Origin of the sequence: Methanofervidicoccus abyssi, from assembly GCF_004310395.1 — an archaeon.
In the GTDB taxonomy this organism is placed as follows: domain Archaea; phylum AGJL01; class Methanococci; order Methanococcales; family Methanococcaceae; genus Methanofervidicoccus; species Methanofervidicoccus abyssi.
The window spans coordinates 1-26,374 of record NZ_BFAX01000001.1 but is presented as its reverse complement, the minus strand read 5'-3'; the positions used below and the strand labels follow the sequence as shown (position 1 = coordinate 26,374).

The following is a 26,374-nucleotide window of genomic DNA, read 5'->3' as shown; positions in this document are numbered from 1 at the left end:
ATTTTTAAGAAAAAGAATAAAAAAGAATTACTTTAAAACAGATACTAACTCTTCAACAGCGTCATCTAATAGTTTATCCCTGTTTTTAATTATCTTTACAGTGGCTCCAGTTAGTACTCCATAGGCCATGGCAGCACATCTGTTCATAAACTGATGTTCTTCTATACTTTTAGTGGTTTCTAAATCCCTATTTCTACTGGTATCTCCCAGTCTTCTCATGAGTATTTCGTCTCCAGTAGTCTCTACAAGTACTATAATATCTGGGTTAAGTTCATCCAGTACCCATTTAGGTAATCCTGCCAAATAACCTTTGGGAGTTCTAACTGTACTGTGGGTATCTACAATAACAGGACCCTTCATAGCCATCTCGGCAATTTTCCTTCCAGCCATCTTTTGTATTCTCTTCTGGGTATCTGGATCTAACTTCCTCAGTTGATCTCTGTTTTCTACCAAGTTCTCCGATTTTGCAACTTCAAACATTACAGTGCCAAAATTTACTAACTGATAGTGAATTCCCTCCTTTTCCAACTTCTCTATAGCCTTCTGGGTTAAAGTTGTACCTCCTACTCCAGGCACTCCGGTGACAATTACCACTTTATTTTTCACTTTATCACCTTTTTTCTTTATGATATTAGATATATCGTGTTATAATTTTTATATTAGTGATTTTTATACTTTTCATTTTTATTAGGTAGGTTTTATTAGGAAAGCTGTTTTATAAATAAATAACCGAGTCAAATCTTTAAATATTTTTATTATTGTCAATATACTCATGTTTCCTCCCTGTACCCGATGTGTAGGTAAATTAGGCCTGAATAGACACAAGGTTATGGGATGTATCAACTGCGATCTCGAAGGAGACAGGGATGTGGGTGAGAGCTGATTTGATGGTCCTGAAGATGGAGAAGTCATCGTTTTCCCGAAAGTTCTCCAATGAAGCTGAGAAGGGGGAAGTTATCTGCTACTACTGATTCACAAGCTTCAAAAAGTAGCGGAGGATCAGAATGGTGATTACTAAAGTTTTTTTTAGAAAAAGGTTTTAAAACAAAAAACTTTTAGATACTCTGGATATCTTATAATGTAACATGTAAATATTTATCCTAGGGTCCAGGAAAATTCCGAGACATTCATTTCTATTAAGATTCTTAATATATAATAATTTTTATTATTTTTATTTTAATTATAACAATTATGATTGTAACTATTGTTTTTATCATTGCATTTGAGAGATTTTAAAGAGGTTCTAAATCTGTCCAGTTTTTTATGATAATCCTGTTTTATGATAAATTATCATAGTTTTAATTTAATATACTGTACCATATATTAACTAAAAATTTAGATTATTTGAGTTACTTAGGTGATACTATGAAAAAGGATCTAACTAACGTAGATATATACGCCATAGTACAGGAACTCCAAGGAGAGATAGTAAATGGAATATTGGATAAGGCATTTCTAATAGATTCTCAGGGAGGAAAGGAATTGATACTGAAGATACATGTTCCAGATGAAGGTGCAAAGGAGGTGGCCATAGGGATAGGCACCTACAAGTATATTACCTTAACAGAATACAACAGGGAGAAACCTAAAAATCCCCCATCCTTTGCAATGCTACTGAGGAAGTATCTGAAAAACACTAGAATAACCAGTGTGGAACAGCATAATTTTGATAGAATAGTTAAGATAACATTTCAGTGGAAGGAGAATATCTATAAACTTATTGTGGAACTCTTCGGTGAGGGTAATGTGATACTTCTAGATAGTGAGGATAGGATAATACTACCGCTAAAGATGGAAAGGTGGAGTAGTAGGGAGATAATCCCAAAGGAGATCTATAAGTATCCACCTCAGAGGGATCTAACTCCATTTAATTTGGAATACTCAATAGCATATGAGATATTTAGAGATAAGTTTAAAGATGATAAAAATAAGAAGACGGAATGTGTAAGGGTTATTTCAAGGATCTTTGGTTTAGCAGGAACATATGCTGAGGAGATATGTTATATTGCAGGTGTAGATAAGAAAACTGTGAATCTCTCCGAGGAGGAGATAGAGAAACTGTATAACGGATGTAGAGAGTTCTTCAAGAGGATGTTTCAAGATAGAAAGCCCCATATAGTTTTAAAAGATGGAGGGTATTTCGATGTATCTCCAGTGGAACTGATAAGATATAAAGATTACGAGAAAAAGTACTACGAAAAATTCATAAACGCAGTGGATGACTACTTCTCCCAGTATATAGCAAAGAAGGTTGTAGAGGAGGTTGAGAGTAAATTACAGAGGATTATAAAAAAGCAGGAGAGGATCCTCGAGAGCCAGATGGAAACTTTAAAGAAGTACGAAAAGACGGCACAGGAGAACCAGATAAAGGGGGATCTGATATATGCCAACTACAACGTAGTGGATGAGATCCTCAATGCTCTCAGGCAGGCAAGGGAGAGAATGGACTGGGCAGAGATAAAGAAGATAATTAAGGAAAACAGAGATAATCCTCTTCTTAGTAAGATTGTTTCTATAAGAGAGAAAAGTGGAGAAGTTGTACTTAGATTATCTGCAGATTACGGGGAAGGGGTTATAGAGAGAGATATTGTATTAGATATAAGAAAAAACGCCTTTGAGAATGCAGAAGAGTACTACAGTAGATCTAAGAAGTTCAAGAGTAAAATGGAGGGTGTTAAGAAGGCTATAGAGTTAAGTAGAGAGAAACTCGAGAGGTTGAAAAGGGAGGGGGAATTGGAACAGAAGTTGATCAAGGAGATGGAGAAAAAATCTCTTGTAAAAAAGAAGAGGAAAAAGAGGAAGTGGTATGAGAAATTCAAATGGACTGTTATAGAGGGCTACTTAATACTGGCTGGAAAAGATGCAACGACAAACGAGATACTTATAAAGAGATACACAGATGATAAGGATATAGTATTCCATACACTTATGGAGGGGGCACCCTTTGCAGTTATCAAGATGGATAGAGATATAGGAGAGTTAGAGGAGGAGAAAAGAGAGAGATTGTTGTGGGAAACTGCTCGTTTTGCAGCTTCCCATTCAAGGGCCTGGAAGTTGGGACTGGGTAATACAGATGTCTACTGGGTAAGACCTGAGCAGATCTCAAAGACTGCAGAGAGTGGAGAGTATCTGAAGAAAGGGGCGTTTATGATAAGAGGTAGGAGGAACTTTATAAGGAGTGTGCCTCTGGGATTATGTATAGGTATCTTGGAGTACGAAGGGGAGAAGAAGTTAACTACAGCACCTCCTGAGACCGCCAAAAACTTTGAGAAATATGTAATGATAAAACCTGCCAGGAGGAAGAAGGGAGAGCTTATAAAGGAACTTAAGGAGATATTTAAAGATTACGATGTAGATGACGAAGACATCCTCAGGGTTCTTCCACCAGGAGAGAGTGACATAGTTAGGGAACATTGATAGGGAATGTGTCTAACCACCATTAATTTTTAAACTAGCAACAACCATCAATAGTCTAACGAAATATTGGGGCTTATAGTGGAGATGTTAGATATGCATTGATCGAAAAATTTATATAGTAGTAATGTATTTTTACTATAATGGATTAGGTGCGGAGGTGGCCCAGCCTGGTACGGCGCGGGACTGCTAATCCCGTTGGGCGTTATGCCCTTCCCGAGTTCAAATCTCGGCCTCCGCGCCATTAGAATATTTTTTTATATTCTTTATAATCCAAATTCTTAAATATTTAAATTGTTTTATTATTCTCTTCGTTTTTAGATCTCTTTTCTAGATTTATTCTACATATGGCGTCGAAGGCTCCAATAATCAGAGGTCCTATAGCAAAACCTCCAAAACCGAAGGTAAGTGGGCCCATTAGGAAGGCTATTAAAACCAAAGAGGGATGGATGTTACTCTCATTTTTAACTATATGAGGCCTTATTATGAAGTCAGGTAAGAGGGATAGAAATACTGAACCGAAGGCAAATATTTCGATACCTTTCACCACATCTCCTATTAATATATAATAGAAGGTTAAAGGTATATAGATAGTCCAGCTTCCCACTATAGGTAGTAGTGCAAATATACCAGTTAAAACTGCTAAAAGGAATGCATTAGGTACGTTTAATATGTAGTACCCTATACCTGCCACAATTCCTATCACTATGGATGTCAAGGCGTTACCTATGAAAAGGTTTTTATAAGATTCGTTTAATTTATCTAAAAATAATTTTGTTTTTTGATAATACTCTTCTGGAACATGAGAAAGTATCACTTCCCTGATAACATCCCCATCTTTCAAAAGATAATAGGTTAAAAATATAATTACTAGTACTTTTATAAATACTATTGGAAGAGACATAACCTGAAATGCCAGTGCTTTTATATGGGGTTCTAAATAGGTCCAAATATGTAGCAGTATATTCTGTATCATAGTACTTTCATTTATATAGGATATATAACCTAATTGGTGGTCCGACATCTTATTTAAAATACTGTTTAAAGAGTTAATAGTGCTCTGAATATTTGCCTGAAGTATAAAGGCTGCTAGATCTCTCAACACTAAAATACCTGCTACCACAGTTGGGATTATAAAAATAAGTAGGCTGATCAGTGCAGCTGTAGATTTTCCAAAGTATCTTCTAGTTCCATCGTATATGGGTTTACCCATATATGCAAATGCACAAGAGAGAGCAATAACGTCGATAAAAGGATATATTAAGTATAAAACAAGTAAGAACACAGACACTACAAAGATCCTCATTACTATTCTAAACTCTGTAGTATTCATAATACCCCATCTTTCTTTAATAGATATTTAATAGATATATAGTTTTTATTATAAATTTTAATTTAAATAATATTCTTTAATATTTTTAATAATATAACAAGTATTATTAAAAAATACCTTATAAGCCTGGTGAAAAAATGGACAACTACCAAGTTGGAGATTTAGTATCCATAAAAACAGAGAATACCCAATATATAGGTATAGTCATGCCCTCCTTAGACGAAGACATCTTAGTTATCAAGATGAAAAATGGATACAACGTAGGTATTTCAAAGAGACGTATAGTATCTATAGAAAAAATAGAAGGTAGTAAAACTCCAAAATATAGAAAACCAGAGGTGATCTTTGAAAATAAGGGAAACTTAAAAAATATCTCCATCTTATCCACTGGAGGTACTGTAGCCTCAAGGGTTGATTATAATACTGGAGCGGTTCATCCGGCATTTACTGCAGAAGATTTGATACTCGCGTTCCCAGAGTTGTTGGAGATTGGAAATATATTGGGTAGGCCACTTATGAACATACTCAGTGAGAATATCCTTCCCCTCCATTGGAAGAGAATAGCAGAAGAGATAAAGAGAGAAGTGGAGAATGGAGCGGAAGGGATCGTTATAACTCATGGTACAGACACCATGCACTACACAGCAGCTGCACTTTCCTTTATGGTGGAAACCAATATACCTGTTGTACTTGTAGGAGCCCAGAGGAGTAGCGATAGACCTTCCTCAGACGCCCCCCTGAACCTTATATCTGCAGTGATGGTGGCCACTGAGCCCATTAAAGGAGTTTATGTCGTCATGCATGGAGAGAGTGGAGATACTTTCACGTATCTCCATGAAGGTGTAAAGGTTAGAAAGTACCATACTTCTAGAAGAGATGCCTTCAGATCTGTGAATACCATACCTATTGCAAAAATATACCCAACTTCAAGGAGGATAGAGTATATAAGGGAAGTAAATAATAAGGTAGAAGGAGAAGATCCTAAGGTTGAAATAAACACCAACTTGGAGGAGAGAGTAGCCCTAATAAAGATATATCCCGGGATAGAAGGAGATATAATAGATTACTATGTAGATAAAGGGTATAAAGGTATCTTACTTGAGGGCACTGGTTTAGGACATGCTCCAGAGACTATCTTCAACAACATAAAGTACGCTATAGACAGTGGCCTCTTAGTGGCTATGGCTTCACAGTGTATAAATGGAAGGGTAAATATGAACGTGTATTCAAATGGTAGAAAACTTCTAAGATTGGGGGTGATACCCTGTGAGGACATGCTTCCGGAAGTGGCGTTAGTTAAGATGATGTACCTACTTGGGAACTACTCCGTAGAAGAGGCCAAGAAACTACTAACTGAGAATCTCAAGGGGGAGATAACACTACGTACAAGGTTTGACTGCTACTAGCTATCCTCTAAGTGTTGCTATTAATCTTTTTTCCTTTAGTAGTAGGTTTATAGCATCTACTATATCACATACTATAACATCAGCAGAAAGGAGAAGTTTAGCACTACATCCTTCCTTCCCTATAATCGCTATACTCAATTCTGCATTTTTAAAGACTCCTATATCGTTGTTACCGTTACCTATTCCGATATATGGAGTGTATCTCTTAGCAACTTTAGTTTTCTCTTCAGAATCTCTTATAACCTCCAAGGTTACATTATCTAGTCCTTCAAATATCTTCTTAGCATTTCCAAAGGTATCCGCAGTTAGGACAACTATCCTGTAACTCTTACTTAATTCCTTTAACAGATTTAAAACCTCTCTATCTACATAGCCATCTACTGCTAAGGTACCGTTTAAATCCAATACAACATTTCTAGCTGTAATTCTTTTGTATTTTGGGATGTCTAACATAGGGACTACCCGGATCTTTATAAACGGATATTTTCTGAATATTAGGACATGATAGAAGAAAGCGTAGAGGAGTGAAAAATTATCTGTTTATATTTTAAAAATTTATAATTGACTTATCTTTTTTATTTATTATTTTTGATGCAATGATTTTAATTTTTTATTAATCCTAAACAAAAATTAAGTATAAAAATATCAAAAAAAGACATGTTAATTTCCAGGAATATATTTCTGGACACCGGAATAAAAACAGAAAAATCCTATTTGTTGATATCTACAGTTGTACCTGAAATTTTTTGAGATTTTAATAGGAACTAGAATTTTATCAATAACTCTGTTAATATTATAATTAAAAAACAATTTTAGGTAAAATTTATTTTTATTAATTTTTATTATTCTAATAGTCTTTTAAATTTATAATATTATTTTTAAATACTTTTAATTAAAAGTTAAGATAATAATAATTTTTTTAATTAAATACTTTTAGTTAGTAGAAGTTGAATTTAAGTAGGGGTTAAACACCTTTAGGGAAATGCGTTTTAAAGAGAACATGGTAATCTAACGTACCTCTTTAAGGAGGTGTTAGCAGAATTTTTTCCCTTCTACCAGTGCCCAGGTCCTTCCAGGGGATAACAGTGAGATTTATTCTTTAGTGAAAATAGAAGGAGTAAAACTTCACCTTTTATTTACTTTTTCCATTTGATACTTTATTATTTATAGTAGAAACACTTAATAACTTCTTTGGTATATCAAAAATTTTATATATAATGTTTATGATAAGAAACTACGATAATAAGGACGTGGAAAAGTATAAAAATAATCAAGGATTATACATTTAAAAACATTTTTTTAGATTAATAAAATAATTTATTTTTAATGTCTCTTACAATAATTCTTATTTTTAATAAAGACTAACTAAGGTGATAACTTGCCAAAGTTCAAAGTTGTAGTATCTGATAAAGATGGGAAATCCTACCAGTTGGAGGTTGAAACATCTGCATTGATAGGTAAAAAAATAGGAGATATTATAGACGGTTCCATCATAGGTCTGGAAGGATACAAGTTAAAAATAACTGGAGGATCTGACAAGTGTGGTTTTCCAATGAGACCCGATATTCCTGGTACTGGAGTTAAAAGAGTACTACTAAGTAAAGGTCCTGGATACAGACCGAAGGAAAAAGGTATAAGGAAGAGAAAAAGTGTAAGAGGCAACACAATTTCTGAAGATATCGTCCAGGTAAATACCAAGATCGTCGAGTATGGAGAGAAACCTATTACCGAGTTGATAGGACAGGGATAAGTGCTATATTTTTTATCACCCTTAAAAAATTCTGAGGGTGAGAAGGTGTTTAAACCTAAGAAACTCAGTCCAGAGGAGAAGTTAAAACAGATAGCTCAGATGCTGGATAACATCATAAATGATCCTACAGTTCCAAGGAATATAAGAGCTGCGGCACAGAATGCAAAGGATGCCATCTTAAATGAAAAAGAGGAATACATTGTAAGAAGTGCCACTGCGATACAGTATTTGGACGATATCAGTGACGATCCAAATATGCCCCTTCATACAAGAACCCAGATCTGGAGTATAGTTAGTGCCTTGGAGACTGTAAAAGATGAGTAATAAAGTTCAACTTTGTAACTTCTTCAACAACTTCTGTTTTTATATAGGCGTCCCTTAGATTTTTTCCTAGACATACAACACCATGATTTTTAAGTATAATCACATCTTCTTTTCTTTTAAACACCTCCTTAGCTAACTCCTCACTACCTGCTTCTAAATAGGGAACATAACCTATCTTTTTTATGAAAACTTTAGATTCAGGGGTTATCAACTCTATCTCTTTATCTAGCACTGAAAGGGCTATAGCATAGAGAGAATGAGTATGTATTACACTGTTTATATCTTTCCTATTTCTGTATATGCCTAAATGCATCTTCAACTCAGATGAAGGTTCTCCTTTTATTATATTACCTTCCATATCAACAATAGAGACATCTTCCTCCCTTAAACATCCCAGTATAGATCCTGTAGGTGTAATATATACTGTATCATCCACTCTGATACTTACATTACCTCCACTACCTACGACGTACTTTCTCTGGTATAACAGATGGCAGATATTTATAAACTCCTTTAGATTCACAATATCACCTTAGTTCTAATCAAAGGTTTAATTATTAAAAACACAACTCTATACCCTATTTTTTATAAACTGACAGATACTCCTTCAAAATAAATGGAAAATCCTTTGCCTTAACAAACCTTAAACCTAAGCGTTGAGCCCATTTTTCAATACCTTCATCACTAGCAACAACTGCAGCATCCAATTCTTTCGCTAGAAGCAACACATCTAGGTCAGGAGCACTGTCAAGGGTTCCTGTCCTAAGGGCATTTCTGTACTTGTTTCTGAAGGTATTGACAGTTTTCGAGAGTACAGAGTTTATTAATTCTCTCTTACCTCCTTCCCCCTTTATTGTAAGGTTGTATATCTCCTCTGCAGTTTCATACATGGCACTTTCACTTAGCCTCATACCTTTGTTTATTCTCTCCCTTAAATCTCTTATATACTCGTATAGTATTTCTGCAGGGAGTTTTATCTCGTATCTGTTTGGAGTCTTTTTTACCAGCCAGGTATCTACCTTTATTATAATCTCCTCTGGACATCCCTCCCTCTTTAAGAAACCTATCAACTCATTGTACACACTTGGGTAGGGTATGTGGCAGGATATATCCAGGTATATTCTAGATTTTGCAATGAGATCAAGTATCTTTTCAGCAGACTCCGTTATTGTGGAGGCATTTAAGGATTTTCTCACTTCACTATCGGTGATGGCAGTTGTATCTAAGCAGAACCTCTGTTTTTGCAAAGTATTCCCCTCCTAAGAGATAATCTGTGGGAATTGAAAAAATTCAATCAAGTGTGTTACAGATATTAACTTTTTATTTTTCTATATTAATATAATATTATTAAAAATTAACCACAAAAAATAACTGTTTAAAAATAAAAAGGGAATGGAAATCTTATCAAAAAGCAACATATGATCCCAGTAGAAAAGATGGATCTTAAAAGAGTCTCAATCATTTTGGTTTTTTTAGTATTCTTTATCTTTATAGATTACAATAATAAAATATAATAATAAAATATTTTAAAATTAACAATAACGTATTTAAAAAAATAATAATTATAAAAAGAAAAAAGGAGAATTAAAATTATTAATCAATAGGAGATAAAAAAGTAAAGTTATGACCATTTATTCTTTGGACACGTTTGAGATACTGGAGAAGTACGTGAAATTTCTGTTAAATTTCTGGACACTAGAAAAGATCAGAGAAGTAGTATAGTAGTAAATATTAGAGAAGATTTCCTCCTTCCAATATTCAGGGGTCGGAATGTCTACCTGTTTATACTTTCAAAATTTATGTTGGGGTGGAGAGAGGTCTTATTTTTTATTTTATCTTATTATTTTTCAAATCTAAGATCTATAAAATATCTTGGTTTATAGATAGAATTTTTATCTTAGGAGGATAGTTCTTAATGTACTCTGAGATAATATCTCTTTCTATCCTACATTCCAACATGGAAACGATCCTCTCCTTAAAATGCTTAGAGAAACCTTGAGGTATAGTTTTTCTAATCTCTTCCACACTTTTATAGGGCCTATTTTTCTCTAAAATCTCCGCAATATGTTTTGGAACATACTTTTCAAGGGGATATTCGTTAACAGTCTCCAATATTCTATCTTCAAATCTCCTAAGAATGATACTTTCTATATCCCCTCCCGAGTACTTTTCCAATACTTCTAAAGTAGTTTCAGGAACCATATCACCTATTTCCTGAAATTTGCCCTTAAATATCCACTCTCTTATTTTACTACCACTTATACCCTCAAGTCTTTCAACAAATAGAAACTTTGGATTGAAGTTTAGGTTGTATTTTTTATTTAGTTTATAGATAGTGTTAGACAAGGATGCTATTACGTAGTTATCTGTCTCAAGTTTCTCACAGATAAACTCTCCAGTTTCAATACAGGATATATTATAAGGTTTTACACTGATGTGGTATCCCTTATTTATAAGATCTACTATTTTCTCCATCTTACTGTCTCTTATATATCCCCTAGGTATAACATCTACTCCTATAGTATGAAACATTTTGACGATACACTTCATATACTGCCCAGAGCCCATTATACCCATAGGAGGTCCTTCAACAACTATATCTACACCAGCCCTTATAGCCATCTCTGCCCTAATGTATCTATCTACTAGATAGGGTATTCCCCTACCACTTCTCTCAAGGGGTCCAGGGAGTACACTTATAAAGAGTCCCTTCTTCTTACCTCTATTTAAACAGTGCTTATGTCCCAGATGGAGGGGATTATACTCCGTATAATCCGCTACAATGTTTATACCTTTCTCTTCCTTTATCTCCATTAATATTTTTTTAAATTTCTCTATACTTTTCTCATCCTTCTCTGAAGAGTATTTTATTATCTCTTCTATATCTCTTAAAAAATTTTTAAGTGCTCTATCTTTCATACTTCCCCAATATGGTAGTGTATATATATACATTAAACCGTAATATTTATATAGTAGTATTGTAATTGTTTTATACGGGCCCATGGTCTAGCTGGCTATGACATCGCCCTTACAAGGCGAGGGTCGCCGGTTCGAATCCGGCTGGGCCCACCATTTTTTAGGTTAAATAAAATCAAATAACTTAAACAGTTCAACTTCTTTTGTTCCAGTATTAAGGTCTGATTTTAATTGATCTATATTTTTATAATAATTATTCATTTATTTGCATATATCGATATATAGTAACAAAAAAAATAAAAATATAATGAAGTATTAGTTAGATGTTAGAGGTTGGTGTCTTCCCCTCCAAAGTCTTCAGAACCTCCTTTCTTATCTTTACCTTCTAACTTCTCAGCAGCTATTACATCATCTATTCTCAACAACATCTCAGCAGCTTCTGCTGCTGACTGGATTGCCTGTGTTTTAACTCTCAGTGGTTCAACAACACCCTTCTCTACCATGTTTTCTATCTCTCCTGTGAAGACATTCAATCCATATGCTGCACTTCCTTCGTTTGCATGTTTAGCCCTGAGGTTTACCATCATCTCTATTGCGTCTAAACCTGCGTTTTCAGCTAGTGTTCTTGGTATTACCTCTAATGCATCGGCAAATCCTCTAACTGCTAACTGTTCTCTACCACTAACTGTATCTGCGTAATCTCTTAATCTCATTGCCAACTCTACTTCTGTTGCTCCACCACCAGCAACTATCTTACCATCTTCTATTGTACAGGCCACTACTCCAATTGCATCTTCAATAGCCCTTGCTACTTCATCTACAATGTGCTCTGTTGTACCTCTTACTAAGATTGTTACAGCCTTTGGATCCTTACATTCTCTTACAAATATCATTGCATCTCCAGCAACTTTCTCTTCAGATACTACTCCAGCCTCTCCTAAGTCCTCTGGTGTGAGATCTTTTATGTTTGTTATTATGTTTGCACCTGTAGCCTTTGCAAGTTTCTCCATGTCAGACTTCTTAACTCTTCTTACAGCTAGTATTCCAGCCTTAGCTAAGTAGTGCTGAGCAAGATCGTCTATACCTTTCTGACAGAATACTACATTTGCACCAGATGCCTTTATCTGATCTACCATATCTTTTATCATCTTCTCTTCTTGCTCTATGAACTCGATCATCTTTGCAGGATCTGTAATGTTTATCTTAGCATCTGTTTCAGTTTCTTTTACTTCTATTGGGCAGTTAAGTAGTGCTATCTTTGCATTTTCAACTTTCTTAGGCATTTGTGGGTTTACTCTCTCCTTGTCAATTACTACTCCCTTAATTAACTCTGTTTCATCTACTGAAGCACCTTCTTTCTTCTCGATCTTTATCAGATCCTTATCTACCTTACCGTTTTCATCTACAACTGTTGTAACAGCATCAACTACAATTTCTCCTAACTTATCTCTAGCCTTCTCAGCACCTTTTCCAGTTAGAGATGTCATTGCTATTTTCTTCAACATCTCTTTATCTTCTGGGTTAACATCTATTGCTATGTCTTTTAATATCTCCTGAGCTTTGTTAAGTGCTAAGTGGTATCCCTTTATAATTACTGTTGGATGTACATTCTGATCTAACAACTCTTCAGCCTTTCTTAACAACTCACCTGCTATAACTACTGCTGTTGTTGTACCATCTCCAACTTCCTTCTCCTGGGTCTTAGCAACTTCAATTAACATCTTTGCAGCAGGGTGTTCTACACTCATCTCCTTTAATATTGTTACACCATCGTTTGTAACAACTATATCCCCTAAATCATCAACTAACATTTTGTCCATTCCTTTTGGACCTAATGTGGACCTTACAGTTTCAGCTATAACTCTCCCTGCCAGTATGTTCATTCTTTGTGCTTCTTTACCTACGTATCTCTTTACATTTTCAGGCAATATAACTATTGGTTGGGTTGCTACCATCCTCCCCCACCTCCTTATTATTATGATTGGTTATTTAATTCTTTACAGTTTTTCTACTTCTACGGTATATATATGATTACAAACTTCTATATAAATGTTATGGTTCTGTGTATTTTACAACACAGCATATTATTAGAGTTTATAATATATTAATTAATTAGAGATTATGGTCTATAAAATACTAAGATAATAAAAAGAGAACTCTGCGATTCCACGTAGTTATTGGTCATTCTATAGGATGCCTCGTCAATAGGGGAAACTTTATACTTTCCAGGTGCTCAGGGATATTCTAGAGATTGGAGTTTAAAATAACATAATATAAATATTATTATAAAAATTAAAGAAAAAATAAGACAATGAATATAAAGATAAAAAAGCAAAAAATAAGTTCTTATTCCCCAGATTATATAACTATTATTTTTATACTTTAAAAATTATGTTCTTGGTTAATGATGATGATAAAAATGTAAGGATTATAATAATTACAAAAAATAAGATACAGGATTTTATAGGGAGAAAATTAAGAAAATAATTTTAGGATATATTAACTGTTTTTATTTCACTACATTAATGGGAACTTATATATTTTTCAATTTAAAATGTAGTATTGGCCAATGATTTAATGAAGTTAAGTTATAGTTGTGATATTACAACATTAAAAAGGGATATCTATGGATAGACTACTCATTATATACGTTGGTATATTTCTAATAGTTATCGGTTTTTTCCTCCTGTCCCTTGGAGTTATCACATATGGAACCCAAAATAAAGAGAAGATAGAAAATAACATAGACAAAGAAAATGAGAGTGAAGTTTCTTTTTCAGGTATTATCATGATCGGACCTATTCCTATCCTCATTGGAAATTCACCTACCTTAGTAATCTTCTCCGTCTTAATGCTGATTCTCATGATTCTGTGGATATATCTCTTCTATATGAGAGTTCATTAGTCATACACCTTAGTACCTAAGATTCTCTTCACTCTGTTAAACTCCTCCTTCAACCTCCTTGTTATTTCACCTATCTTACCCCCATTAATAACCCTCCCATCTATTTCTATAACAGGCACTAACTCTGCAGCAGTACCTGTTATAAATACCTCATCTGCTACGTATAACTCATGAAGTGTAATTCTCTCCTCCACAACTATATAACCTAATTCTTTCGCTATATCTATCACTGTATCTCTTGTGATCCCCCTTAATACACTGGATGCCACTGGAGGAGTTTTTATAATTCCATTTTTCACTACAAATATATTATCTCCTGTACCTTCTACAACATATCCCTCACTATCTAAGAGAAATGCCTCATCAACGCCTGCATAGTTCGCCTGAATTTTTGCCAAGATACTATTTAAATAATTTAAGGATTTTACAGCAGGGTTTAGTACATCTACAGGTAGCCTCCTAATTGAAGATGTTATAGCTCTTATACCACTCTCTCCAAGTAGAGGATTCATAGGTTCAGCTATACAGAATACAGTTGGATTGGAACACTTTCTAGGATCTAACCCTAAATCACCAATACCTCTAGTAACCACCAGTCTAATATAGGCATCTCTCAGATTGTTTATCCTTACAGTTTCAACTACCACTTTCTCCATCTCCTCCTTAGAGAGTGGCATCTCTAAAAGAATAGATTTTGCAGAGTCGTAAAGTCTATCTACATGTTCCTTTAATTTAAAGATAACTCCATCATATGCTCTTATACCTTCAAATACTCCATCTCCATACAAGAGACCATGATCATAGATGGATATTTTGGCATCTTCCTTATCTACAAATTTACCATTTAAATATACCTTCATAGGTTCACCTCTATTTAACATCTCTTTTTTAAATAAAAAAATAATAATTATATAAAAGTTATTAATATGAAATACGATTAATAAAAATAATAAAAATAGTTGGCCTTACTGCTGTTCTCTGGGAAAACCTTTGATACTGTAATAGAATCACTGCTCACTGCGTTTCCATCACTCCTTCAGTTCAACTGTTTATTATTTATATTTTAATCATTATGGGCAAAAAAGATTTTATACTTAAACAGGAACTATCCAGATTTTTGATGAAGAATAATAAAAATTATTATAATCAAAAAATAATAGTTATAAACAGAAAAATAAGAATATAACAGGTGAAAAGTAAAGTATAATCCTTTATCTTCTGGATTATACGGAGCACTAGGGAAGTAGGTAAAATGCCCCAAATCTTTTTCAAGAGAGTCTTTTGCATCTCTTTTCTGTTATTTTTATATTATTTTTAATTATTCTTATTTTTTCACTTATATTATTATTTTCATTATTTCTTTGTTATACGTTTAAAAATTATGTTTTTTATATTATATTTTTATAGTTATATTATATTTTTATAGTAGATTTTAATATCAAACTTAAAAATCCCATAACATCTTCTGACTTACACCCAGTTACTTTATTGTTATAATTAAGTAAAAAAAATAGATAACTATCTACAATCTACCTCTATACCTAAAATATTCCTAACACCTTTTAATATATCCTCTGCAATTAAAGCACCTCCAAGAGCACCACTCTCCCCCTTCAAAAGATAGAAGTTTCCATCTATATATTCTTTTAATCTCTCGGGGATGGCGAATTCCCTAATGTTTACAAGGGATCCTGTTAGTACTACATCCCTATTAGGATTTAGGACCATAAGGGCGTTTATCTCCATGGCTACACTGAGGACAAGGGATTCTATTGCAAGGACACACCTGTTATCTTTTTTATAACACCTGAGGATCTCTTCTAATGTGTTCTCCACACCTCTATATCTATCTTTTATTATCTTTATTATACCTCCAGTTGAGAATGCCTCGTTGGCAGTTATCTTCTTACTGTCTATCTCTCTGATCATCTCCAAATCTATGGGCCCATGTAGTAATCCCACTGCTCCAATACAGGCGTCAAAACCTCCAAATACCTTTCCATCCCTTACAATTAATGTAACAGTGTTGGATGATATATCTGAGAGGATGAAATCTCTAAGTTGGAGTAGTTTGTAGGCACTGTAGGCCATACAGAGTTTTTCGGGGGAAGCTATATGGGAGTAGAGAGCCCTGAATCTCCGATCTAAGCACTTAATACCTCTATGAAGTCCAGGAATTACCACGGCAGGAATGTCAGATTCTTTTATCTCGTCAAATACCTTAGTACCTCCTCCTATCTTCTCTCCAACACCTTCTATACTAACTATACCCCTGTTTTTTACCTTCTCTATAGGTAGTATTCTATCTATACCATCCCCCATGGAATAACATACGGAGATAAGATCTATGTTGTTAGGATTTACGTACTTACTTAACTCCTGTATAAAAGATCTGTTCTTTATCTCACTACGTGAGAGTATAAAGAAGGTATTTTTACCATTTTCTCTGATACACACCTTAATACCGGAGGTTCCATGATCTATTCCCACGGTAATCATTGAAACACCTACGGTAATTTTTCCCTTACCTTCTTCATAATCTCCATCAGTAGTTCCCTGTTTTCAAAGACTTTTAGAGCCTCTGCTGTATTTTTACCCCTTGTAACCTCTAAGATCTCCTTTAAAACCTCACAGGCAACATCTGGCCTATGTATCCAGGAACATTTAATACAACTCCATATCTTGTTACCATCTTTTCTTGTGATAAATTCTCCCAGCCTCTCGTCGTAACAGGGATAGAAGGGACAGAAACACCAGAGACATACCTGGTTGTTAAAATGACATGGGTAATACTTACAATCTCTGTTTGCTCCACAGAGTATTACAATCTTTTCAAAGTGTTTTTTAGCCAGATCTATCATACATTACACCGAAATATAGAGAATATAAAATACTTAATAATCATGCATTAATATGATATAGCATATATTCAATACCTTTCAGTTTTATTATTTAAAGTTATTTAAAAACATGATATATTAAACTGAAATAACCCAGTTTCTATTAAAGTAGTAATTGTCCCATTAAAAAAATAAATCGATTTTTAAAAATATTATATTCATTTTTTAAATTTTAATTATTTTTTCATTTTTATTTTTTTAATTACCTATTATTCTTTTATAAAATTATTTTTAACTCAAAAATTCTTAAATTTAACTTTTATTTTTGTTATTGGTGTTCATATAGATTACTCAAAAAATATTTAATAGTAATAAAAATTTCTTTATAGTAAGTTATTTATATTAAAAACTCTAATAAAAGTATTACATTATTACTAAATTAAAGATTAGTATTAACAAGAAGATAGGTGATATGATGCACATACCAGATGGTTTTTTGCCACTATGGGAAAGTGCCATATTTTGGTTAATTTCCCTGGTGTTTGTTGCAAGATCCATTAAATGGGCTTCTAAGGAGTTAGATGAAAAATCAGTACCCCTTTTTGGAGTCCTTGGAGCAGGTATCTTTGCCATTATGTCCATGAACGTACCTATACCTTGGGGTACAAGTGGTCATATGGTAGGAGGACCTTTAGTATCCATTATCTTTGATAGTCCATGGGCTGGAGTACTGTTAATTACGTTAGTTTTAATTGTCCAAGGACTATTTTTTGCAGATGGTGGATTAGTAGTTATGGGTGCAAATATATTCAATATGGGGATAATTACCTCCTTTGTTGGATATTATGTATTTAAAATGTTAAAAAATGTCAGCATACCTGTTGCAGCATTTGCTGCTGGGTGGACAGGAGTATTTTTAGCAGCAATTGCCTGTGCAATTGAATTGGCAATTGCAGGTACCTTCCCATTGGACAAGGGACTAATGTATATGGGTTTATACCATGCAGTAATTGGAATTATTGAAGGTGTCATAACTGCAGTTGTGGTTTCCTACCTATCATCCGTAAGACCTGATTTAATTAAAGGACTTAATAAGGTGATATCAAATGGATAAAATGGATAAAATAATCTATGGAGGTTTAATAATTGCCTTCCTAATTAGTATATTGTCTCCCTTCTTGGCATCAACAAATCCAGATGGTTTAGAAAGTACTGCAGAAAAGGTTATCAATGAAAAGGTACTGCATCAAAATTTAGAAGAGATTGGTCTAAAGGAGGAAGGAAGTGTAATCCCAGCACCAATGCCCGATTATGGTATTGAAGGTATGGGAAAAATTGGGGAGATTATTGCACTAGTTGTGGGAACCATGATTGCATTGGGATTAACCTATGGATTGAGCAAGGTTTTAGTTAAAAATAAAAGTAGTCAGTATAATCAGTAGTTTTTGAAAAATATAATCCCAATAATCATTTTTAAATATTTTTTTAAATATTTTATTGCATTTATTAAAAATATTAAAATATAGGTGGTTTTTTGCATGGTTCATTACGTGCTATAGAAAGAGAAAATTTTAAAAATAGTATAATACACAGGTTGGATCCAAGGATAAAACTAATTATTGTATTGTTATTAATAATTACAGCAACAACATTAAAAAATATCTATTTTTTGATAATACTTGAATTCTATATGATTCTATTAATTATTTTATCTAAAATTTCGTTAAAAAATACCTTAAAAAGAATAATACCGATACTACCTTTTGGGTTATTTATTGTCCTATTTCAGCCCTTTATAAGGGGAAATACTATAATTTTTCAAATCTTCGGTATTCCTATATACCAGGAAGGATTGAATTTTGGAATACTGTTATTTTTAAAATTCCTTGTTTCAATTACTTCTATTGTATTCCTATCTTCAACTACACCAATATATAAAGTAATACTTGCTGGAAGAAAACTGGGCCTTCCAAATATTATGTCCATCCTTTTGGGTTTGATGATTAGATATCTTTTTATAATGTATGATATACTGCAATCCACAATAAGGGCTCAAAAATCTAGGGCGTTAAATAGAAAAAACTTATCGTATAAACAAATACTCAATATTTTCGGATATACCGTAGGATCTATTTTTATAAGGGCCTACGAACAGGGGGAGAGAACTTATTTAGCCATGGTCTCCAGAGGGTATTCAGAAAATTCCGATATTCATTTTAATATAGGAAATATAAGTACAAATGACGTTATTTTATTAACAGTAACTATTATACTAATCATATTTTTACTAGTATCACAATAATACTATCCATAATAATACTAATGGTTATACATTAATCTATATAATATAATAAAAAAGTTATTAAGGTTTTATTGTGATTCATAATTCAAGTTTCTTAGAAGTTTTCTGTCTCTTTTTTATTTTATTTATTTTTTTCTTATTTATTTTATTATTATAATCCATGGTATTGTGTTACCTCGGTGTTTTTCCATTATTCAAAGGTTAATCTTAACTACACTCTTGGATATCATTCAACAATGGGTTTTTGTTTAGCCTCGGAAAATAAGGTTTCCACGTACCCTAAAAGATCTTCAATACTGTAGAAAAATAGAGGGTAATCCAATTTAGGACGTTCTACAATTATTACTTTTGCATTAGCCTCTTTAGCACCTAAAACCTTCTCATTCAACCCCCCACTATCTCCACTGTCCTTTGTGATAAGTACGTCACAGTTGTAATCTAAGAGAATATACTTATTTAATTCCTTTGAGAATATTCCTTCCATACCTATTACATTTTTAGAAGGTAGCAACTTCAGAGCTATCGGTACTGAAGTTGGAAGCACTCTGGTAATCAGCCTCTCTTTTCCTATTACCTTTACTACAGTTTCTAAGTTTTTAATTCCTCCAACGTAAAGGATGTTTTTCTTACTTATATTCAGGGCAACCTTCGAGGCCTCTTCAAAGTCTTTCGTATATATGGCATCATTATATCTTCTATGAGGGCGTTCATACCTTATATAGGGAATATTACATTCCTTTGAAACATCTATAGCTCTCTTGGAGGCGTTAACTGCAAAAGGATGGGTGGCGTCAATTAGGACTGAGATGTTGTACTCTTTAATTATATCTTTAAGAGTTTTATCTGTGCTCTCCCTGGAGATGGCTACATCCGAGTACTTCTCTACCAACTTGCTACCGTAGTCTGTTTTTGTAGTTGTGATGGTGAAGAACCCCATCTTTTTTAACCTTTTGGATATCTCGATTCCGTCTTTTGTACCTCCCATTATTAAGATCTTTACGTCTTTTCGAGACTCCATACAAATCACCAAAAAAGATATAAAAGATATTGGTGTAAAGATCTATTTTCTTGTTGTATAATTAAGGTGAGGTTATGAAAAAGAAGAATATTTTAGAGGTTATTTTTGAAGGAACTCTATGGAAATGTAGGCTGATCGCTATCTTAGCTGTTATATTTGGAATGGTTGGAAGTATCTCCCTCTTTCTCGTAGCCAGTTATGATATGGTGATAATCACTGAAAGAGTATATATGTTCTTTTTTGAAGGTTATCATCCTCTAAATTTTCATGAATTGTTAATTGAAAAGATCATAGGTGCAGTGCATCTCTATCTAGTTGCAGTGGTTATGTTGATATTCTCCTTTGGTATCTACGAACTTTTTATCAGTGAGATAGACGATAAGGAGGAGAGTGGTAGAAGTAGGATCTTAGCAATTTACAGTTTAGATGAGCTTAAGGACAAACTTGGAAAAGTTGTGATAATGGTTTTAATTATTGGATTTTTTAAAAGGGTGATGAATATAGATTATTCCAATCCAATGGAGATGGTATATCTCGCAGGAAGTATATTGATGCTTGCACTAGCACTTTACTTTATGCATAAACCACTACTAAAAGAGAAGATAAAAAAATATTAAATAAATAATAAATTCTTTTATTAATAGGTTAATTATAGTAAAAATATAAAAATAATATTCGGATAGGATTATTTTTCAATGTAATTAGGAATACCATATTCCATTTACTGAGGAATTTATATATATTATTTCTCCCTTTATAATTCCTTTTTCAAAGTCATCTATAATGGAGTTATTGATTATTAACTTTGAGTTACTCTCCATTTCTTCAACTTTCAATGTTTCAATAGATACGTTATTTAGAATTAATACTCCATTTCCATTGATCCTCTTAACATCCATGGTAACTATATTGGTACCGGATAGTGTAAGATCCACATTACCTTTAATAACACCTGTATATAGATGGTATACTTTTAGAATATCCAACGTAATGTTAGCGTTTCCATTCATATCCAGTGTTAAGGTATCAATTTCTGATAAGTTTCCTAGCTGTAATTCACCATTTCCATTTACTTTTATTTTTCCAGTCACGTATCCATTTACATTGAATTTCTTTGTTTCATTTACATTGAATTTCTTTATTTTTTTACCAGGAATAGTGATATCTATATCTCCACTTATTGATTCTCCCCCTGGAATTACATCCGAAGTTATATATGAAATACTGTTACCCATCAATGTTAATTCTAGACTTCCAGCTATACTTCCGTTAGTAATAATATTAGTTCCATACTCGTTGTTACTTTCGTTATTTCCAGCATTAGAGGCTTCTGTAGTGCCATTGTTTGAAAAGTTATCATTACCACTAAAAGATACAGAAACCCCTCCTCCTTCCACAAATCCTCTAAATAATATCTCTTTAGTATCTTCTACACTTGTTATATTAAATAAATTATTAGGTACAATAATTCCTCCTACTATAACAGTACCTAATAATACTGCAAGCATCAGTAATATTAATTCTAAAGATATTTGTCCTCTAATTTTATACATCCTCATATAAACCACCTCAGTAACATAATATATTAGTCTGTAAACATTATTATATATAAATTAATAATATATTTTTAAGTATATAAGTATTTTGGAAAAATAACGATTATGTAAACAATTATGAAAATTCATAACAAAATTATTGAGTATATATAACATGATAACCTTCAATTGGGATATTATGGATGCAGAAAGAATTATAAAGGAATTAAATTTAAAATTTAGAAAAATCGATGGGAAGAACCTAATAATAGCGATAACTACCGACGAGAAAAAAAACGTATTAATGACAGCGTTTATGGATAAGGAAGCGTTGAAAAGAACCTTAGAAACAGGTTATATGCACTACTACTCTACAAGTAGAAGAAAACTCTGGAAGAAGGGCGAAGAGAGTGGGAATATACAGAAGGTAAAGGAAATCTACAGAGACTGTGATGGGGATGCACTTCTCTTTGTCGTTGAGCAGAAAGGGGTTGCATGTCATGAAGGATATTACTCCTGTTTTCACTATAAGGTAGCTCTGAAAAATAGAGATGAGGGATAATGTGGAGAAGCCGGTGATCTGCGAGATAAAAGAGGTAGTGGTTGAAACTCCAACTGTAAAAACCTTCATCTTAGATAGGAAGTTTAAATTTAGGCCTGGACAGTTTGCCATGTTGTGGCTTCCAGGTGTAGATGAAAAACCCTTTGGATTCTCTTCTGATAGGAGTTTTACAGTTGCTAAGGTTGGTAGATTTACAGAGGCTATGCACAATCTGAGAGAAGGAGATTTAATAGGCGTTAGGGGTCCTTATGGGACATTCTTCGAACCTTTGGGAGACAGAATACTTGGAATTGCTGGGGGTATTGGATCTGTACCTGTTGTAACTGCTATGGAAGAGTTCTCAAAGAAAGGTTTTGAGATAACTACGATACTTGGAGCCCGTAGTAAAGAAGAATTACTATTTATAGAGAGGTTTAGAAGATGTGGAAAGTTACTCTTATGTACAGATGATGGAAGTCTTGGCTACCGTGGGTTTACAACGGAAAGGTTGGAAGAGTTACTGAAAGAAGATAGTGATTTCGATCTTATAATAAGCTGTGGACCAGAGTTGATGATGAAAAAAGTAGTGGAGATTGGAAAGGAATACAATATTCCTGTACAGTTGTCCCTCGAGAGGTATATGAAGTGTGGTATAGGTCTCTGTGGTCAGTGTGCTTTAGATGAAGAGGGCTTCTGTGTGTGTAGGGATGGGCCTGTGTTCTGGGGAGATAAGTTGAAGTATATAAGTGAGTTTGGAAGGTATAAGAGGGATAAAAGTGGTAGTAAAGTATTGATATAAATATTAAAAATTGGGAGGAATTGTATGCTCTCTCTAAGTAGAAGTGTTATACTGCTATTTCTTCTCCTTTTATTAATAGATGGAGTATTTGCCTACAACTTTGGATATATAAAAATAAATTATAAAGAAGATAGTAAGATCTACAATTTCCAGATAGATAAAGTGGAAAATTACACGTATAACCTTACCTTTAGACATTACGGAAATATAGATAAAGATATGGAGGTTAGGGTCTATCTAAACGATGAGTTGATATATACAATTAAAGGGAGCAATAGAGGTTTTACATGGGACGTAAAGAGGGTGAAGGTAGATGTTACAGACTGTATAAATAACGGGAGCAACACCTTGAGGATAGAGGGGGTTAATTTGAGGGCTGATTCTACTAGAAACTATAATCCATACTATGTTTTAGATGACGTCAGAATAGATGAACCTCTTACTGTTAAGGCACCTGTATCTATTGTTCAGGTGGTGATATGTGTGATAACAACAATAGTGATTAGTATGAAGTATTTAAAAAATTATAAAGAGTTGTAATATTTCCTTACAGATTGCTTCAAAAAATCTATTTGGGGGTAATAGATGGCCATCAACCTTATAATCTTTCCAGGATACTATGTACCTCATATTGGAGGATTAGAAACTCATGTTGATGAATTTGTTAAGTACCTATCTGAGTATAAAGAATTTAACATCTATATCTTCGCCCCAAATATTCCAAAGTATAAAGAATTTGAAGTTAGACACAACAACGTTAAGGTGTATAGGTATCCTGCCTTTGAGGTTATTCCAAATTATCCTGTTCCCAATATATTAAGCATCAAGTTTTGGAAAATGTTTTTCAGTCTATATAAAATAAATTTTCATGTTGTAATGACAAGAACAAGATTCTTCTCAAATACACTGTTAGGTTTTCTCTTTGCAAAATTTAGACTGTCCAAGATAAAACTTGTACATGTGGAGCATGGCAGTGCCTTTGTTAATGTGAGTAATAGGTTTACTAACAAGATAGCCTATATGTATGATAAAACGATAGGAAAATTGATATTTAGAGGATCTGATTGTGTGATAGCTATATCAAAATCTGTCAAAAAATTTATCTTGGAGAATTTTTTAGAAAATCTTGATATTCCTGTAATATATCGAGGTATAGAGATAGATTATATAGACAGCATACCTGAAGATAGAGAGATAAAGGATAAATTTAAAGATAAGATAAAACTATGTTTTGTTGGAAGGTTGTATAGATGGAAGGGAGTGGATAATTTAATTGAAGGATACAAACTTCTTCCTAAAGAGATAAGGGATAAAACTGTGTTAATAATAGTTGGATACGGGGAAGATTTAGAGTATCTTAAAGAGTTATCTGGGGGGTATCTCAATACGGGGATATACTTTACTGGAAAGAAGGATTTTGAGGAGGCTATAGGGATAATTAAAAGTTGTGATATATATGTTCATCCATCATATAGAGGTGGGGGTCTTTCTACATCTTTACTTCAGGCTATGTGTTGTAGAAAACCTGTTGTAGGTAGTCCCTATGAGGGGGGAGATGAAGTAATAGTGAACAAAAAAACTGGAATACTTCTAAAGGATAACAGTCCAGAGGAGATATGCAGGGGCATAATGGAATTTATTAATGACAGGGAGTTGAGGGTTCACTGTGGTAGGGAGGCTAAGAAGTTCGTAGAAGAAAACTTTAATTGGAAGGTGTCAGTGGAAAGATACAAGAAGATTCTAAGGGAGTTAAGTGAGAGATAGAGATGATAACGAAGTTTAAAGAATTGTACTACAGTTTAAAGGAGAGGATATATTTACTGGCAAAAAAGTATTCCTCAAAGGTAGGGTTGGATTTACCTTACTTTATAAAGGGAGGGTTTTGGTTAGGAATTAGCAGAATTTTTTTTATTTATAAAGGGTTTTTTATTAAGTGTAATTTTAGCAAATATGTTCTCCAAGGAATCCTTTGGAGAGTATTACTTTGTAATGACTATTTTAACCCTTACAGGCATTTTTGCCCTACCTGGTATGGGAGTTGCAATAGTGCAGTCCATAACAAGGGGTTATGAAGGAAATAGGGGGTGTTTTATTATGGACTGTTTGGGTCAGTTATGGCAAGAGTCATATATATGATTTTCTTTTTATATATTATTTTTAAAGTTGTACCAATTAATATAGGGAACTTGATTAGAGTGATAGATATTATCCCAGTTTACTAAGTAGTATAAAAAAGAGTAATATAGTAGATTTTCGAATTCTTTTTTTATTAAGTTATTATTTTTACATATCCCTTTACATACTTCTGTTATAAAATCTAAGTACTTTTCAAGGTCTTTTAATGCTTGATAAGGATTACCAATCAGATCTATTCTTTTGTTTTCGTATTTAATTGAAAATATATCTATTTCTACATTCATCTTATCACTTCTTCCCACTTCCTAATAATCTTTTCAATATCAAAATCTCTCGCTCTTTCTAAGCCATTAGAATATCTTTTTCTCAATTCCTCATTTTCAATCATCCTGATCATTAACTCGGCTAATTGTTTTTCCTGTTCTATCAAAGGTTTTTCTTCCAGATCTTTAAAAATGTACTTTCTTGGGAAGGGTTTTATTAGTATTCCATATTTTCCAAAATAAGGATAATCAATTTTTTTGTCGATATCCAACTCTGGAGTGAGGATTTCTCTGGGACCAGTTTCACAATCTGTGGAGATGATTGGAAGATTTAGGGTTAAAGCCTCAATTAACGTGTTAGGTAAGCCCTCCCACAGGGATGAGTGAACATAACACTGTGAGTTTTTTAAAAATTTAAATGGATTCTTATGAACTCCTATTAAGAATACCTTGTTTCCTAAGTTGAGTTTTCTTATTAAATCTTCTAATCCTTTTCTTAATTTTCCTTCTCCTAAGATTATCAGTTTTGCATTACTGTGTGCTTCAACAACTTTTTTAAATGCCCTAATTAAAAACCACTGTCCTTTTGGTTCCATTAGCCTCCCTATGTTTATAAATACAAAGGAATCCTTGAATATTTCCCTGTATTCATCTTCTATCGGTTCTTCTGATAGTTTTAGGTAGTTTTGGATATTGTGAGGGTTGTATATAACCTCTATTTTTTCTCTTGGGATATTATATTGGTTGGACAGTATATCTCTTATTTTTTTGGATACTACTATAACTTTATCCGCCTTTGGATATAGAAGTCTTATTAGTGTGTTGTGGATCCTTCCATAAATTGTTTCATTGGGATACGCCATTAAAGGGTTATTACGTATTGATACCACCA

The 26,374-nt window shown here is 33.4% G+C and carries 28 protein-coding genes and 2 tRNA genes; 16 read left to right on the top strand and 14 right to left on the bottom strand.

The window, feature by feature from the left end:
• Window positions 1–27 precede the first annotated feature (27 nt).
• Entirely contained in the window at window positions 28–606 is a 579-nt protein-coding gene (locus MHHB_RS00150) for an adenylate kinase (RefSeq protein ID WP_131006602.1), read from the bottom strand.
• A 759-nt stretch (window positions 607–1,365) separates the two neighbouring features.
• Here MHHB_RS00150 and rqcH point away from each other — a divergent pair.
• Complete coding sequence (rqcH, locus tag MHHB_RS00145; RefSeq protein WP_131006601.1) at window positions 1,366–3,417, top strand: ribosome rescue protein RqcH; 2,052 nt, start codon at window positions 1,366–1,368, stop codon at window positions 3,415–3,417.
• Between the two features lie 151 nt (window positions 3,418–3,568).
• Window positions 3,569–3,658: transfer RNA gene (locus MHHB_RS00140), tRNA-Ser, on the top strand.
• A gap of 45 nt (window positions 3,659–3,703) precedes the next feature.
• On the opposite strand, the gene MHHB_RS00135 is transcribed toward MHHB_RS00140, so the two are convergent.
• Window positions 3,704–4,747 (bottom strand): AI-2E family transporter, encoded by a 1,044-nt coding sequence (locus tag MHHB_RS00135; RefSeq protein ID WP_131006600.1) that lies wholly within the window; start codon window positions 4,745–4,747, stop codon window positions 3,704–3,706.
• A 137-nt stretch (window positions 4,748–4,884) separates the two neighbouring features.
• Here MHHB_RS00135 and gatD point away from each other — a divergent pair, with 137 nt between their 5' ends.
• Window positions 4,885–6,153 (top strand): Glu-tRNA(Gln) amidotransferase subunit GatD, encoded by a 1,269-nt coding sequence (gene gatD / locus MHHB_RS00130; RefSeq protein ID WP_131006599.1) that lies wholly within the window; start codon window positions 4,885–4,887, stop codon window positions 6,151–6,153.
• Here gatD and MHHB_RS00125 read toward each other — a convergent pair whose 3' ends face one another.
• Entirely contained in the window at window positions 6,154–6,606 is a 453-nt protein-coding gene (locus MHHB_RS00125; protein WP_131006598.1) for an HAD family hydrolase, read from the bottom strand. It abuts the gene before it with no gap.
• A gap of 925 nt (window positions 6,607–7,531) precedes the next feature.
• Between MHHB_RS00125 and MHHB_RS00120 the strand changes: the two genes are divergently transcribed.
• Window positions 7,532–7,903: a 30S ribosomal protein S6e gene (locus tag MHHB_RS00120; RefSeq protein WP_131006597.1), complete on the top strand. Its 372-nt coding sequence runs from the start codon at window positions 7,532–7,534 to the stop codon at window positions 7,901–7,903.
• 45 nt (window positions 7,904–7,948) lie between these two features.
• On the top strand, window positions 7,949–8,227 hold the full coding sequence (locus tag MHHB_RS00115; RefSeq protein WP_131006596.1) for a UPF0147 family protein: 279 nt from the start codon (window positions 7,949–7,951) through the stop codon (window positions 8,225–8,227).
• On the opposite strand, the gene fucA is transcribed toward MHHB_RS00115, so the two are convergent.
• The 3 genes from fucA to MHHB_RS00100 all read right to left on the bottom strand — a co-directional run bounded on the left by fucA (window position 8,196) and on the right by MHHB_RS00100 (window position 11,146).
• Window positions 8,196–8,750, bottom strand: coding sequence for an L-fuculose phosphate aldolase (gene fucA, locus MHHB_RS00110; RefSeq protein ID WP_131006595.1), 555 nt, complete (start codon window positions 8,748–8,750; stop codon window positions 8,196–8,198). The genes MHHB_RS00115 and fucA overlap by 32 nt on opposite strands.
• 55 nt (window positions 8,751–8,805) lie before the next feature.
• Window positions 8,806–9,474, bottom strand: a complete 669-nt coding sequence (locus tag MHHB_RS00105) for an RNA ligase partner protein (RefSeq protein ID WP_131006594.1) — start codon at window positions 9,472–9,474, stop codon at window positions 8,806–8,808.
• A 613-nt stretch (window positions 9,475–10,087) separates the two neighbouring features.
• On the bottom strand, window positions 10,088–11,146 hold the full coding sequence (locus MHHB_RS00100) for a nucleotidyltransferase family protein (protein WP_131006593.1): 1,059 nt from the start codon (window positions 11,144–11,146) through the stop codon (window positions 10,088–10,090).
• Window positions 11,147–11,222: 76 nt separating this feature from the next.
• Here MHHB_RS00100 and MHHB_RS00095 point away from each other — a divergent pair.
• Window positions 11,223–11,299 (top strand) — tRNA-Val (locus MHHB_RS00095).
• A gap of 170 nt (window positions 11,300–11,469) precedes the next feature.
• On the opposite strand, the gene thsA is transcribed toward MHHB_RS00095, so the two are convergent.
• The gene (thsA, locus tag MHHB_RS00090) at window positions 11,470–13,098 is read right to left on the bottom strand and encodes a thermosome subunit alpha (protein WP_131006592.1); all 1,629 of its coding nucleotides are present in this window, start codon (window positions 13,096–13,098) and stop codon (window positions 11,470–11,472) included.
• Between the two features lie 671 nt (window positions 13,099–13,769).
• On the opposite strand from thsA, the gene MHHB_RS00085 reads away from it, so the two are divergent.
• On the top strand, window positions 13,770–14,048 hold the full coding sequence (locus MHHB_RS00085; protein WP_131006591.1) for a TIGR00304 family membrane protein: 279 nt from the start codon (window positions 13,770–13,772) through the stop codon (window positions 14,046–14,048).
• Here MHHB_RS00085 and ilvE read toward each other — a convergent pair.
• The 3 genes from ilvE to MHHB_RS00070 all read right to left on the bottom strand — a co-directional run bounded on the left by ilvE (window position 14,045) and on the right by MHHB_RS00070 (window position 16,909).
• A complete protein-coding gene (gene ilvE, locus MHHB_RS00080) occupies window positions 14,045–14,908 on the bottom strand; it encodes a branched-chain-amino-acid transaminase (protein ID WP_131006590.1) in 864 nt (287 codons plus the stop codon). The two genes, MHHB_RS00085 and ilvE, sit on opposite strands and share 4 nt — an antisense overlap.
• 658 nt (window positions 14,909–15,566) lie before the next feature.
• Window positions 15,567–16,547 (bottom strand): methanogenesis marker 12 protein, encoded by a 981-nt coding sequence (locus MHHB_RS00075; protein WP_131006589.1) that lies wholly within the window; start codon window positions 16,545–16,547, stop codon window positions 15,567–15,569.
• A gap of 8 nt (window positions 16,548–16,555) precedes the next feature.
• Window positions 16,556–16,909: a cysteine-rich small domain-containing protein gene (locus MHHB_RS00070; protein WP_131006588.1), complete on the bottom strand. Its 354-nt coding sequence runs from the start codon at window positions 16,907–16,909 to the stop codon at window positions 16,556–16,558.
• Between the two features lie 454 nt (window positions 16,910–17,363).
• Here MHHB_RS00070 and cbiM point away from each other — a divergent pair, with 454 nt between their 5' ends.
• The 3 genes from cbiM (at window position 17,364) to cbiQ (ending at window position 19,190) form a co-directional block, all read left to right on the top strand.
• Entirely contained in the window at window positions 17,364–18,002 is a 639-nt protein-coding gene (gene cbiM, locus MHHB_RS00065; protein ID WP_131006587.1) for a cobalt transporter CbiM, read from the top strand.
• Entirely contained in the window at window positions 17,995–18,330 is a 336-nt protein-coding gene (locus tag MHHB_RS00060) for a PDGLE domain-containing protein (protein WP_131006586.1), read from the top strand. Before cbiM ends, MHHB_RS00060 begins: the two co-directional genes overlap by 8 nt.
• Window positions 18,331–18,422: 92 nt before the next feature.
• A complete protein-coding gene (gene cbiQ / locus MHHB_RS00055) occupies window positions 18,423–19,190 on the top strand; it encodes a cobalt ECF transporter T component CbiQ (RefSeq protein WP_131006585.1) in 768 nt (255 codons plus the stop codon).
• 226 nt (window positions 19,191–19,416) lie between these two features.
• On the opposite strand, the gene cobK is transcribed toward cbiQ, so the two are convergent.
• Entirely contained in the window at window positions 19,417–20,208 is a 792-nt protein-coding gene (gene cobK / locus MHHB_RS00050) for a precorrin-6A reductase (RefSeq protein ID WP_131006584.1), read from the bottom strand.
• Between the two features lie 74 nt (window positions 20,209–20,282).
• Between cobK and MHHB_RS00045 the strand changes: the two genes are divergently transcribed.
• On the top strand, window positions 20,283–20,825 hold the full coding sequence (locus MHHB_RS00045; protein WP_192893778.1) for a YqhA family protein: 543 nt from the start codon (window positions 20,283–20,285) through the stop codon (window positions 20,823–20,825).
• Window positions 20,826–20,909: 84 nt separating this feature from the next.
• Here the strand turns inward: MHHB_RS00045 and MHHB_RS00040 are convergent, their stop codons facing one another.
• Window positions 20,910–21,767 carry a class III signal peptide-containing protein gene (locus tag MHHB_RS00040; RefSeq protein WP_131006583.1) on the bottom strand — a complete coding sequence of 286 codons (858 nt, stop codon included), beginning with the start codon at window positions 21,765–21,767 and terminating at the stop codon, window positions 20,910–20,912.
• 175 nt (window positions 21,768–21,942) lie between these two features.
• On the opposite strand from MHHB_RS00040, the gene hisI reads away from it, so the two are divergent.
• From hisI to MHHB_RS06505, 5 genes are all read left to right on the top strand, one after another.
• Complete coding sequence (gene hisI / locus MHHB_RS00035) at window positions 21,943–22,305, top strand: phosphoribosyl-AMP cyclohydrolase (protein WP_131006582.1); 363 nt, start codon at window positions 21,943–21,945, stop codon at window positions 22,303–22,305.
• A 1-nt stretch (window position 22,306) separates the two neighbouring features.
• The gene (locus MHHB_RS00030; protein WP_131006581.1) at window positions 22,307–23,083 is read left to right on the top strand and encodes a dihydroorotate dehydrogenase electron transfer subunit; all 777 of its coding nucleotides are present in this window, start codon (window positions 22,307–22,309) and stop codon (window positions 23,081–23,083) included.
• Window positions 23,084–23,107: 24 nt separating this feature from the next.
• Entirely contained in the window at window positions 23,108–23,623 is a 516-nt protein-coding gene (locus MHHB_RS00025; protein WP_131006580.1) for a hypothetical protein, read from the top strand.
• Window positions 23,624–23,668: 45 nt separating this feature from the next.
• Complete coding sequence (locus MHHB_RS00020) at window positions 23,669–24,847, top strand: glycosyltransferase family 4 protein (RefSeq protein WP_131006579.1); 1,179 nt, start codon at window positions 23,669–23,671, stop codon at window positions 24,845–24,847.
• 186 nt (window positions 24,848–25,033) lie between these two features.
• Window positions 25,034–25,219 carry a hypothetical protein gene (locus MHHB_RS06505; RefSeq protein WP_229701889.1) on the top strand — a complete coding sequence of 62 codons (186 nt, stop codon included), beginning with the start codon at window positions 25,034–25,036 and terminating at the stop codon, window positions 25,217–25,219.
• An 8-nt stretch (window positions 25,220–25,227) separates the two neighbouring features.
• Here MHHB_RS06505 and MHHB_RS00010 read toward each other — a convergent pair whose 3' ends face one another.
• Together MHHB_RS00010 and MHHB_RS00005 are read right to left on the bottom strand one after the other, a co-directional pair.
• A complete protein-coding gene (locus MHHB_RS00010) occupies window positions 25,228–25,503 on the bottom strand; it encodes a hypothetical protein (protein WP_131006578.1) in 276 nt (91 codons plus the stop codon).
• Window positions 25,500–26,374, bottom strand: an 875-nt coding sequence (locus MHHB_RS00005) for a glycosyltransferase (protein WP_131006577.1), incomplete at its 5' end; no start/stop codon positions are given. The genes MHHB_RS00010 and MHHB_RS00005, both read right to left, overlap by 4 nt.